The 12,045-nt window shown below is 61.8% G+C and carries 13 protein-coding genes; 8 read left to right on the forward strand and 5 right to left on the reverse strand.

Annotation, left to right across the window (positions count from 1 at the left end; genetic code table 11):
- The 8 genes from AC3A6M_RS24500 to AC3A6M_RS24535 all read left to right on the forward strand — a co-directional run.
- The coding region (locus tag AC3A6M_RS24500; protein WP_487855304.1) for an FAD-dependent oxidoreductase at positions 1-607 on the forward strand (607 nt) is incomplete at its 5' end.
- A gap of 17 nt (positions 608-624) precedes the next feature.
- Complete coding sequence (gene merD / locus AC3A6M_RS24505) at positions 625-990, forward strand: mercury resistance co-regulator MerD (protein ID WP_000995360.1); 366 nt, start codon at positions 625-627, stop codon at positions 988-990.
- On the forward strand, positions 987-1,223 hold the full coding sequence (gene merE, locus AC3A6M_RS24510; RefSeq protein ID WP_003132004.1) for a broad-spectrum mercury transporter MerE: 237 nt from the start codon (positions 987-989) through the stop codon (positions 1,221-1,223). Before merD ends, merE begins: the two co-directional genes overlap by 4 nt.
- Positions 1,220-2,209 carry a DUF3330 domain-containing protein gene (locus AC3A6M_RS24515; protein WP_003132006.1) on the forward strand — a complete coding sequence of 330 codons (990 nt, stop codon included), beginning with the start codon at positions 1,220-1,222 and terminating at the stop codon, positions 2,207-2,209. Before merE ends, AC3A6M_RS24515 begins: the two co-directional genes overlap by 4 nt.
- A 129-nt stretch (positions 2,210-2,338) precedes the next feature.
- Entirely contained in the window at positions 2,339-2,899 is a 561-nt protein-coding gene (locus AC3A6M_RS24520) for a recombinase family protein (protein ID WP_011239984.1), read from the forward strand.
- 2 nt (positions 2,900-2,901) lie between these two features.
- Positions 2,902-5,871, forward strand: coding sequence for a Tn3 family transposase (locus tag AC3A6M_RS24525; protein ID WP_011239983.1), 2,970 nt, complete (start codon positions 2,902-2,904; stop codon positions 5,869-5,871).
- A 47-nt stretch (positions 5,872-5,918) separates the two neighbouring features.
- Positions 5,919-6,296: a hypothetical protein gene (locus AC3A6M_RS24530; RefSeq protein WP_487855305.1), complete on the forward strand. Its 378-nt coding sequence runs from the start codon at positions 5,919-5,921 to the stop codon at positions 6,294-6,296.
- 164 nt (positions 6,297-6,460) lie between these two features.
- Positions 6,461-7,204 carry a 3'-5' exonuclease gene (locus tag AC3A6M_RS24535; RefSeq protein WP_487855306.1) on the forward strand — a complete coding sequence of 248 codons (744 nt, stop codon included), beginning with the start codon at positions 6,461-6,463 and terminating at the stop codon, positions 7,202-7,204.
- A gap of 600 nt (positions 7,205-7,804) precedes the next feature.
- Here AC3A6M_RS24535 and AC3A6M_RS24540 read toward each other — a convergent pair.
- The 5 genes from AC3A6M_RS24540 to AC3A6M_RS24560 all read right to left on the reverse strand — a co-directional run.
- Positions 7,805-9,835: a site-specific integrase gene (locus tag AC3A6M_RS24540; protein ID WP_487855307.1), complete on the reverse strand. Its 2,031-nt coding sequence runs from the start codon at positions 9,833-9,835 to the stop codon at positions 7,805-7,807.
- Complete coding sequence (locus AC3A6M_RS24545; protein ID WP_487855308.1) at positions 9,836-10,594, reverse strand: hypothetical protein; 759 nt, start codon at positions 10,592-10,594, stop codon at positions 9,836-9,838.
- Positions 10,591-10,740, reverse strand: a complete 150-nt coding sequence (locus AC3A6M_RS24550) for a hypothetical protein (protein ID WP_487855309.1) — start codon at positions 10,738-10,740, stop codon at positions 10,591-10,593. The genes AC3A6M_RS24545 and AC3A6M_RS24550 overlap by 4 nt, the downstream gene beginning before the upstream one ends.
- Positions 10,741-11,007: 267 nt before the next feature.
- The gene (locus tag AC3A6M_RS24555; RefSeq protein ID WP_487855310.1) at positions 11,008-11,514 is read right to left on the reverse strand and encodes a hypothetical protein; all 507 of its coding nucleotides are present in this window, start codon (positions 11,512-11,514) and stop codon (positions 11,008-11,010) included.
- The coding region (locus tag AC3A6M_RS24560; RefSeq protein WP_487855311.1) for a hypothetical protein at positions 11,492-12,045 on the reverse strand (554 nt) is incomplete at its 5' end. The genes AC3A6M_RS24555 and AC3A6M_RS24560, both read right to left, overlap by 23 nt.

Here is a 12,045-nt window from a genome sequence, read left to right on the forward strand (position 1 = left end):
CACCGGTCGGACACCGAACACGCGCAGCCTCGCGCTGGACGCAGCGGGGGTCACTGTCAATGCGCAAGGTGCCATCGTCATCGACCAAGGCATGCGCACGAGCAACCCGAACATCTACGCGGCCGGCGACTGCACCGACCAGCCGCAGTTCGTCTATGTGGCGGCAGCGGCCGGCACCCGTGCCGCGATCAACATGACCGGCGGCGATGCGGCGCTCGACCTGACCGCAATGCCGGCCGTGGTGTTCACCGATCCGCAAGTGGCGACCGTGGGCTACAGCGAGGCGGAAGCCCACCACGACGGGATCGAGACCGACAGCCGCACCTTGACCTTGGACAACGTGCCGCGTGCGCTCGCCAACTTCGACACACGCGGCTTCATCAAGTTGGTTATCGAGGAAGGCAGCCATCGGCTGATCGGCGTACAGGCGGTCGCGCCGGAAGCGGGTGAACTGATCCAGACGGCGGCTCTGGCCATTCGCAACCGCATGACGGTGCAGGAACTGGCCGACCAGTTGTTCCCCTACCTGACGATGGTCGAGGGGTTGAAGCTCGCGGCGCAGACCTTCAACAAGGATGTGAAGCAGCTTTCCTGCTGCGCCGGGTGAGAAAAAGGAGGTGTTCAATGAACGCCTACACGGTGTCCCGGCTGGCTCTTGATGCCGGGGTGAGCGTGCATATCGTGCGCGACTACCTGCTGCGCGGATTGCTGCGCCCGGTGGCGTGCACACCAGGCGGCTACGGCTTGTTCGATGACGCCGCCTTGCAACGGCTGTGCTTCGTGCGGGCGGCCTTCGAGGCGGGCATCGGCCTCGACGCGCTGGCGCGGCTGTGCCGGGCGCTGGATGCGGCGGACGGCGACGAAGCGGCCGCGCAGCTTGCCCTGCTGCGTCAGTTCGTCGAGCGTCGGCGCGAAGCGTTGGCCGATCTGGAAGTGCAGTTGGCCACCCTGCCGACCGAGCCGGCACAGCACGCGGAGAGTCTGCCATGAACAACCCCGAGCGCTTGCCGTCCGAGACGCACAAACCGATCACCGGCTACCTGTGGGGCGGACTGGCTGTGCTGACTTGCCCCTGCCACCTGCCCATCCTCGCTGTCGTGCTGGCCGGCACAACCGCCGGTGCTTTCCTCGGCGAGCATTGGGTCATCGCGGCGCTCGGTTTGACCGGCCTGTTCCTTCTGTCCCTGTCGCGGGCGTTGCGGGCATTCAGGGAAAGAGAATGAGCGCTTTCCGGCCGGATGGATGGACGACGCCGGAACTGGCCCAAGCGGTCGAGCGCGGGCAGCTTGAACTGCACTACCAGCCCGTCGTCGATCTGCGCAGTGGTGGGATTGTCGGCGCGGAAGCCCTGTTGCGCTGGCGTCATCCGACGCTTGGACTATTGCCACCGGGCCAGTTCCTGCCCGTGGTCGAATCGTCCGGCCTGATGCCTGAAATCGGCGCTTGGGTGCTGGGCGAAGCCTGCCGCCAGATGCGTGACTGGCGAATGCTGGCATGGCGACCGTTCCGGCTGGCCGTCAATGTTTCGGCGAGCCAAGTGGGACCGGACTTCGACGGGTGGGTAAAGGGCGTGCTGGCTGATGCCGAGTTGCCCGCCGAGTATCTCGAAATCGAGCTGACCGAATCGGTCGCGTTTGGTGATCCGGCGATCTTCCCCGCCCTGGACGCCTTGCGGCAGATCGGTGTGCGCTTCGCCGCCGATGACTTCGGGACGGGGTATTCCTGTCTGCAACATCTGAAGTGCTGCCCAATCAGCACGCTCAAGATCGACCAATCGTTTGTCGCCGGGCTCGCCAACGACCGCCGCGACCAAACCATCGTGCACACCGTGATTCAGCTTGCGCACGGGCTGGGCATGGATGTGGTGGCTGAAGGCGTGGAAACATCGGCGAGTCTTGATCTATTGCGACAAGCGGACTGCGACACAGGACAAGGCTTCCTGTTCGCGAAGCCAATGCCGGCGGCGGCATTCGCCGTCTTCGTCAGTCAATGGAGGGGTGCCACCATGAATGCAAGTGACTCGACCACCACCAGTTGCTGCGTGTGCTGCAAGGAAATCCCGCTCGATGCCGCCTTCACCCCGGAAGGCGCGGAATACGTCGAGCACTTCTGCGGGTTGGAGTGTTATCAACGCTTCGAAGCGCGTGCCAAGACAGGGAACGAAACCGATGCCGATCCGAACGCCTGCGACTCGCTACCGTCAGATTGAGGCATACCCTAACCGGATGTCAGGGTAGACTGCCTCACAACGTCAGAATAGAGTCGGTTGTGTTATTTATTGACACTAGCTGAAAAAGGTCATAGATTTCTTCCTGACATTTTCGTCCAGGGAGGCATCTTGCAGGGTCAACGCATCGGCTACGTCCGGGTCAGCAGCTTCGACCAGAACCCGGAACGGCAACTTGAACACGTCGAAGTCGGCAAGGTGTTCACCGACAAGGCGTCGGGCAAGGACACCCAGCGGCCCGAGCTTGATTCGCTGCTGGCCTTCGTGCGCGAAGGCGACACCGTGGTGGTTCACAGCATGGATCGCTTGGCGCGCAACCTCGATGACTTGCGCCGCCTCGTGCAAAAGCTCACCAAGCGCGGCGTGCGCATCGAGTTCGTCAAGGAGAGCCTGACCTTCACCGGCGAGGATTCGCCGATGGCGAACCTGATGCTGTCGGTCATGGGGGCGTTCGCTGAATTCGAGCGGGCCTTGATCCGCGAGCGGCAGAGGGAAGGCATCGCGCTCGCCAAGCAACGCGGAGCCTACCGGGGCCGCAAGAAAGCGCTGTCGCCCGAACAGGTAGCCGATCTGCGGCAGCGGGCCGCCGCCGGCGAACAAAAAGCGAAGCTGGCCCGCGAGTTTGGTGTCAGCCGGGAGACCCTGTATCAATACTTGAGAGCGGATCAGTAAATATGCCACGTCGTTCCATTCTGTCCGCCGCCGAGCGGGAAAGCCTGTTGGCGTTGCCGGATACCAAGGACGACTTGATCCGATACTACACGTTCAGCGATACCGACCTCTCCATCATCCGGCAACGGCGCGGGCCTGCGAACCGCTTGGGCTTTGCAGTTCAGCTCTGCTACCTGCGCTTTCCCGGCATCCTCCTTGGCGTCGATGAGCCGCCGTTTCCGCCCTTGCTGAAACTGGTCGCCGACCAGCTCAAGGTCAGTGTCGAAAGCTGGGGCGAGTACGGGCAGCGGGAGCAGACCCGGCGCGAGCATCTGGTCGAGTTGCAAACGGTGTTCGGCTTCCAGCCCTTCACCATGAGCCACTACCGGCAGGCCGTCCACACGCTGACCGAGCTGGCCATGCAAACCGACAAGGGCATTGTGCTGGCCAGCGCCTTGATCGAGCATCTGCGGCGGCAGTCGGTCATTCTGCCTGCCCTCAACGCCGTCGAGCGGGCGAGCGCCGAAGCGATCACCCGCGCCAACCGGCGCATCTACTACGCCTTGGCCGAACCACTGTCGGACGCGCATCGCCGCCGCCTCGACGATCTGCTCAAGCGCCGGGACAACGGCAAGACGACTTGGCTGGCCTGGCTGCGCCAGTCACCCGTCAAGCCCAATTCGCGGCATATGCTGGAGCACATCGAACGACTCAAGGCATGGCAGGCGCTCGATCTGCCTACCGGCATCGAGCGGCTGATCCACCAAAACCGGCTGCTCAAGATCGCCCGCGAGGGCGGCCAGATGACACCCGCCGACCTGGCCAAGTTCGAGGCGCAGCGGCGCTACGCGACCCTGGTGGCGCTCGCCATTGAAGGCATGGCCACCGTCACCGACGAAATCATCGACCTGCACGACCGCATCCTGGGCAAGCTGTTCAACGCCGCCAAGAACAAGCATCAGCAGCAGTTCCAGGCGTCCGGCAAGGCGATCAACGCCAAGGTGCGGCTGTTCGGGCGTATCGGTCAGGCACTGATCGAGGCCAAGCAATCGGGCCGCGATCCGTTTGCCGCCATCGAGGCCGTCATGTCCTGGGACGCCTTCGCCGAGAGCGTCACCGAAGCGCAGAAGCTCGCGCAGCCCGAGGACTTCGATTTCCTGCACCGCATCGGCGAGAGCTACGCCACGCTGCGTCGCTACGCGCCGGAATTCCTCGCCGTGCTCAAGCTGCGGGCCGCGCCCGCTGCCAAGGATGTGCTGGAGGCCATCGAAGTGCTGCGCAACATGAACAGCGACAACGCCCGCAAGGTGCCCGCCGACGCGCCAACCGATTTCATCAAGCCGCGCTGGCAGAAGCTGGTGATGACCGACACCGGCATCGATCGGCGCTACTACGAACTGTGCGCGCTGTCGGAGATGAAAAACGCCCTGCGCTCCGGCGACATCTGGGTGCAGGGATCGCGCCAGTTCAAGGACTTCGAGGACTACCTGGTGCCACCCGCGAAATTCGCCAGCCTCAAGCAGGCCAGCGAATTGCCGCTGGCCGTGGCCACCGATTGCGACCAGTACCTGCATGACCGGCTGACGCTGCTGGAAACGCAGCTCGCCACCGTCAACCGCATGGCGCTGGCCAACGAGCTGCCGGACGCCATCATCACGGAGTCGGGCCTGAAGATCACGCCGCTCGATGCGGCGGTGCCCGACACCGCGCAGGCGCTGATCGACCAGACAGCAATGATCCTGCCGCACGTCAAGATCACCGAACTGCTGCTGGAGGTAGACGAATGGACAGGCTTCACCCGGCACTTCGCGCACCTGAAATCGGGCGACCTGGCCAAGGACAAGAACCTGCTGCTGACCACGATCCTGGCCGACGCCATCAACCTGGGTCTGACCAAGATGGCGGAGTCCTGCCCCGGAACGACCTACGCCAAGCTCGCCTGGCTCCAAGCCTGGCATACCCGCGACGAAACCTATTCGTCGGCGCTGGCCGAACTGGTCAATGCGCAGTTCCGGCATCCCTTCGCCGAGCACTGGGGCGACGGCACCACGTCATCGTCGGACGGCCAGAATTTCCGAACCGGCAGCAAGGCCGAGAGCACTGGCCACATCAACCCGAAATATGGCAGCAGTCCTGGGCGGACTTTCTACACCCACATCTCCGACCAGTACGCGCCATTCCACACCAAGGTGGTCAATGTCGGCGTGCGCGACTCGACCTATGTGCTCGACGGCTTGCTGTACCACGAGTCCGACCTGCGCATCGAGGAGCACTACACCGATACGGCAGGATTCACCGATCATGTATTTGGCCTGATGCACCTGCTGGGCTTCCGCTTTGCGCCGCGCATCCGCGACCTGGGCGACACCAAGCTGTTCATCCCCAAGGGCGACACCGTCTACGACGCGCTCAAGCCGATGATTAGCAGCGACAGACTGAACATCAAGGCTATTCGCGCCCATTGGGATGAAATTCTACGGCTGGCCACGTCGATCAAGCAGGGCACGGTGACGGCTTCGCTGATGCTGCGCAAGCTCGGCAGCTATCCGCGCCAGAACGGCCTGGCCGTGGCCCTGCGCGAGCTGGGGCGTATCGAGCGCACGCTGTTCATCCTGGATTGGTTGCAAAGCGTGGAGCTGCGCCGTCGCGTGCACGCTGGGCTGAACAAGGGCGAAGCCCGCAATGCGCTGGCCCGCGCCGTGTTCTTCAACCGTCTGGGTGAAATCCGCGACCGCAGCTTTGAGCAGCAGCGCTACCGTGCCAGCGGCCTCAACCTGGTGACGGCGGCCGTCGTGCTATGGAACACGGTCTATCTGGAACGGGCTGCGCACGCGCTGCGGGGCAACGGCCACGCCGTCGATGACGCGCTGTTGCAGTACCTGTCGCCGCTCGGCTGGGAGCACATCAACCTGACCGGCGATTACCTCTGGCGCAGCAGCGCCAAGATCGGCGCGGGCAAGTTCAGGCCGCTGCGGCCGTTGCAACCTGCTTAGCGTGCTTTATTTTCCGTTTTCTGAGACGACCCCAACTAAAAGAGTCTGTGCTGTACCCCAACAATTTCTATGCCCAGGCGAAGTTCGCAAAGAGCCGGATCAGTCGGGAGCTGGCTGCAAACGATGTTATCGGTGCTCGGGCTGCGGCGGCTGCATATGGGGGCGTGGTCAAGCGATGGCGACGATGGTTGATCGAGAACCTGACTTTTGTCGCACTGCGTGGTGTAGAGACAAGTCGGGCCGGCGTCCGTGAATGGCAGACCAATATGTTCGGCCAATCCCTCGCATCGTCGCTGCTGAAACAGTACGGAAAAGCTGAACGCAGCGGGGGCGGACGCGTCGGGAAGATCCAGCTGACCGAGGACACTGAGCGGGAAGTGAAAGCCTTCTACAAGGCCTATGCCGAAAAGATTAAGTTAGTATAAGTACCCGTACTTATACTGACATTCTCTGTACAGACCATATGGCGACGACTCGACTCCTGACGAAGACGCAGCTCAAGGCCGAGCGCCTCAAGCCCGCGCCTGGCCAGCAGCCAGCCGCCCGCTACTGGCAGGGCATGGGCTAGGTCTACCAATACGACGCAAGCTTGGCCGTTGCAATGCGACCTTACCGTGCGTCGGCGCCGGCGCAGGCGGCGGCGCTGGCGGCCGGCCGGCGGTTGGTTGGCACGTTGGCATGCGCGGGCTGCGGACAGCGCATCGAAAGGTTCGCGCTCAATGGAGCCGGCAATTGCTACGATTGCTTGAACCGCATTTATGCTGAGGAACAGAGGCGGTATTGGCTGGCTATCTGCCGGGATGCGGCCCATCTACTGTCGCTCAATCCGCTATTTGTGGACACGGAGACTTCTGGTCTGGGCGAGAACGCCGAGATCATCGAGGTGGCGGTGCTGGAGCCTGACGGAACAGTCCTGCTCGAAGCGCTTGTCAAACCTGTAGACGATGTTCCGCCGCAAGCGACTGCAGTGCATGGCCTTGCCAATGTAGACCTGGCAGATGCGCCGGCTTGGCCTGACATCGCCGCGCTTCTCACCGAGCTGGTGCACGGCCGCGTGCTGATCGCCCACAATGCCAGTTTCGACATGCGCATGTTCGAGCAGTCCAGTCGGCGCCATGGACTTGCGACACCAGCTGCCGATCGCTGGGCATGCACAATGGAGATGCTGACTCATGCGAACGACGGCCGCTGGCCAAGGCTGAGTCTGGCTATGTCGATGGCAGGTGTCGACGGCCCGGCGAGTGTCATAGGCCGCCCTCACCGTGCGGCGTATGACGCCGAGTGCTGCCGGCGGATCATCTTGGCTCTCGCGAGCGCAATGCCAAAGGATTGACCAGCTTCTCCAACGAGAACAGGCGAGCAACCCGGCTAAGAAATGCAACTAACAAACATGTGCAACGTCGTTACTTCGACCCTTCGACGAAAGCACGACCACGCCCTGATAACAACTTCTACAACGTCAGCCGCCAGATAGTGGGCTACTTTCGCGCGCGAAAGTGCTCGCCACTTACTTCCCCGCACCGCCGAGAAATATCCACAATTTCTGTGGAGAACTACGCTTTTTCGATCCTCAAACCCAGCAGCTATGCAGCTTTCGGCGCGATGCCCATTGATTAAGCAGACATCCACCGACAGACAATGTGACCTAGTCGTAAAGTCGTCCAGCTACTCCTGAGAAGAAATGCATGCCTATAATGGCTAAGCACAGCTATCTCTACAAATCAGAGGATATGGACGATTTTAGTTTCCTGAAAGCGATTGGCGTGTCCCTGCTCGGTATTGCAGCCGTCTTGACGCTGCTCGGCTTACGTAGGCGACCCCACCCAAGGAAGCCTAGACCGAACAGGCAATTCGATCCGGCAAAGGCAGCTGTGTACTCGCCCAAAGAATTCCGTAAAAATCGCCAGTAAAGTAACGGTGCAAAGCACTGGTCTCAAGATGCATCTGGAACAACCGGTGTTTGCTTTGCCAGGAAACTAGCGCTGCCCTGCAAGCGCCGCCGTGTTTCCGCGTGCGCGTACTTCGAAGTCGTGGCCAGCGACGCGTGTCCAGCCACCAGCATCTCGACCTCAAGAGGCGTGCCGGCGGCGAGGGAATGCGTGATCCCGGTGTGACGCAGCCAATGCGTACTTGCGCGGCGCAGCTGCGCCGCCGACTGTGGAGCTACACGGTCCAGCTGGGCAGCGCAGTCGGCAAAGAATACCTTCAGCTGGTCGTATAGGGTCTGGGCATGGATACCTCGTAGCGGATCGACCGTTTTACCTGCTGCCCAGGGCGTACGCTCCTGCAGGTCGACCGCCTGGCCGAGCAAGTACACGTTCGCATTGTCGGGATGGGTGACATTCGCAGGTAACCCGCGCGACGCAAGATAGTGTGCGATCGAGTCGATGTGCACCTGGCCCAGGGGTACGAGGCGCCGCTTATCCCCCTTCCCCGTCACGAGGATCTCCCAACTGGCCGTCGCTGGTTCGTCAGGTGTCGCCGGCATTTCTGTCCAACGAATGTGCCCTACCCGGGCTTGCACGATTTCCGCCCGGCGTAGACGGCCGACGTAGAGAATTGGCAACGCCATGCGTAAGCGCAGGTTGGCCGATGTCGCCGGCAGGGCCGCCAGCCGCTCACAGATGAAGTCCCATTCATGCTGTGTGAAGCTGCGCGTATGTTCCGCGGCGCCTGACGGTGCGCGCGGTTTGCTAATCCCGGTCCATGGATTCCCGGTCAGGTAACGCTGATCGACCAGGAAGCGATAGAACGTCCCCAGCATCGTCAACGCACGTCGCTGAGCCGCCGCTTCCAGAGGTCCCTCGAAAGGGCGCCAAGACGGCCCCCAGCGACCGCGGCTGCGTGGTGCGCACCAACGCTCGGCCGGCTGCGGATCTGCCAGGAACGCGCGGTATGCCACCGCATCGTCGAAATCGATCGACGACAGTGGCTTCTGGCGCTCAAGGATGGCCCACAGCATGAAACGCTCGCATTCGGTTCGATAGGCCCGCGCCGTCGGCCCCAGGTGACGCAGCCAGCCGAGTGGGTTCCCTACCCCTGCGCGGGCGCTGGCGCCGCCGGTGTGCCTGCCCTGTTTCTCGCGCAAGAACGAAATCAACGCCTCATAGTCGTTCGTGGCCGCGAGCTGGCACTGGTAACGCGGAGCGCGGAAGCGGCCGTTGCTCCCGTCCAGGTCGCCCGGCACCGCAAACTTTTCCAAGGGAACGACCGACGTCGACGCCGGCACCACAAGGTGCAGTGCATCGATGTCGAGCTCGGAGCGAGGGGCCAGCACGTGCGCGCCGATGCGCAGACCGGTGCTTGCATGGAAAGTGCGGAGCATGGCGACGATGCGATCGGCCTTGCCGGCGCCAATCGCGTGTACCGGTGCGTGCCAATTTCTGCCCACACCGTTGATACGCTCGACCAGTTGTCGAAGCTTGACCATGCCAGCCTCTTCCAGCCGGCTGGCCAGGTCGAACGGGAGCCAGGCGCGCACACCGTCGTCCGGATGCGGCGCTTCGGCCGCGGCACGCTCGAGCCAAGCGATCGCGTCGAGCTGGCGGCGTAGCAGACGCGCGCTCCGCTTCTCCTTTTGGGTTCCAGTACCGTGTGCCTCCTGGTAGTAGGCCAACTGGTCTTCGAACGAGAAATCTTCCAGACCGTGCTCGGCCGCGAAATCTTCCAATGACGGCGCCGGCCCCGGCGAACCGTCCCGGTCCCGCACCTTGCTTACGTCGATGCGCACAAGCCTGGCCACCGCGTGACGTTTGTGACGGTGCGCTGCGGCCGCGAACGCGTCGCGCATCCAGGCGACCGCCCTGCGTACGTGCCGCACGTCCGTGCGGCTGCCCTCCACGGCCAAATACCGGTCCCAGATATCTCGCAAATCGAGGCCCTGCACGTACGCGCGCATGAAGGCAAAGTGGCCGATGTGCAGCTTGCGGATGCCCGGCTGGAGGTCGGTCGTGGTATGGATCATTCAGGCGAGACCAATGATGAAGTAACGGTTGTGCATGGGGTCGCCCTTGCGCTTCGGGGCGTCTTCGTCGCCGGCGAACCGGATCAGGTGAGTCGCAATCAGAAGCTGGATGGCGTCGCGGATCTCCTCGCGTCGCAGCTGGGTGTATTCCTGGATGGTCTCGTAGCTGCAGCGCGCCACATTGCTGACGTTCTCGCGAAGGGACAACAACAGCATGTAGAGCTTCAGCGCGTGCAGCGACCCGGGGCGCTTGATGTGGTCGAAATAGTGCTTGAGCCGGGACATGTGCTTGTAGGTCTCACAGAGGTGCTGCTGGGGCAATTTGCACCATTTGCCGTTTTCTTCGATGCCCAGCAGCGAATACAGGTTGGCGTTCCCTACGCGCTCCACGCCGATCGCCTCGACCGCACGCAGCAGCTGCAATCCACGCGCGATCAGCTTGCGCGACAGCGGGGCCACTTCCTGGATGTCCTCGTAGGTTGCACCGACCAGATTGTTGCTGCGCAAGCCTGCCTTGCGCTGTGCCCGGTTCGAAATGATCGTCAGCGCGAACAGCACCAGGATCGCTGCCGTGGCCGAGCTTTTTTCATGCCGCCAGCTGAGCTGGGACAGCCCATGGAAGGCGAGCGCCGTGGATGTGTCGGCCTCCTCTATACGCAAGCCCAGGGCGGCGACGCGCGCCGTCTCGGCGTGCATGTGCATTGCCGGCTTGCGCTTTGCCCACGCGGACGGAAGCATTGCAAAGGCCAAGCGGCTCATGAGCGCCTGCCCTGCTTTAGTGCCAACGCCACGACGTACAGGGCAAGGCCGACAACGCCGAGCGCGGCTATGGCGGCCAGGAAGACCAGGGTGGTCGGGTCGCTGATTGAGGTCAGCATGCGAAGCAAAGTGGTGAGGTTGTCCATGTCGTTCACACAATAAAGGTCGATGTGCTTCGCATGTTAACCAGTTCAAAGATCGGTTTCTAGAAAGAGTTCCAGTCAGTAACCTTAATGATTCGTGATTTTTTTCTTATGAAACAATAGCTTGAGTAAGATTTTGACAGTTCACATGAGGTACTTCATCGTACACGAAACAGCGTTTTCGGGGGTACTGATCGCGGTATTGGGCCGCAGAGTTGGACGAAAACAGCGATCTTAGTTCACGAAGAAAAGCCGGTACGGAAACGCAAGTTATTTCTTGGGGACGCCTTTCCTTGGCAAGCCGACGACTGTCCGAATGACCTCTAGATTCGCCGCCGCCCCTTGAGGTAGCTGTTTGGCGCGAAGCTCGCGCAACATGCGCTTCCCGTCCGGCTGGGCATCCGCCTGTTGACGCGGAAGCGCGGCATTTTGCTTAGCCCTTCGCGCTTCCATCTCGGCCTGCAGTCCCGAGCGCTCCTGCGCAACCTCGATCGCAAGCGCGGCGGCGGCCGTGAAGTCGTAGCCCATCCGCGTGATCTTCACCGCCATCCGGCGCAATTCTTTTAGCGTGGAAACCGGCTTCGCGCGATGCTCGAGCTCGATCGCGCATCCAAAGTGGTCCAGGTGCTCGCTCTGCCCAATGTAGCGCTCGTAGTAGATCTCGACCGCCTCATGCCCAGCCATCTTTTCGATCCACCTCGGCACCAGGTAGCCTTGGCAGAATCCCCAGTAGCCGTAACAGCGCCGGATCCGTTCATCGAGGTCCGGTTGCTCCAATTCCGTTTTCTTTTTCGTTATTCGCATAGAACACCCGATGCCTGCGGGATCGAACAGCATAGCTCACGTCACAGCGGTCGTCGAATTTATCCAAGAGGATCAACAGCTTAGCATAACGACGCTGCAAATAGGAAATTCTGACGGCGCTTTTTACGGTCTTTGATAATAGGAGATTATCAAAGAGCGGAAATAAATTGTGGCGGCACTCGCTCTTCAAACCGCCGCAGCGTTCTTGATACAGCTGCCGACTGACCAGTAGGGCAGGCATCGTTTTAGAGTGACGCGCTACAAGAATTTTGGTCGAGCATCGGCGGCGCGAACCGGCTGCGGTCTGGGCGCTAGCACCTTGTCGATGGATGTCACCATAAATCAGCTTGTCCCGGAGGAGAAAGGTTGCTGCCGCGCAGGCGGTGACTCCAGCTATCAGCCGGCCCAGGCGACTACCTTTACCAATTGTCAACGGCGATTGAAAACTGATACAGATTTCGTTGTGCCAGCGATTTAAAACTGATACACCGCCGTCGCCGAACA

It is taken from the genome of Telluria sp. Soil_C_11 (assembly GCF_057657395.1).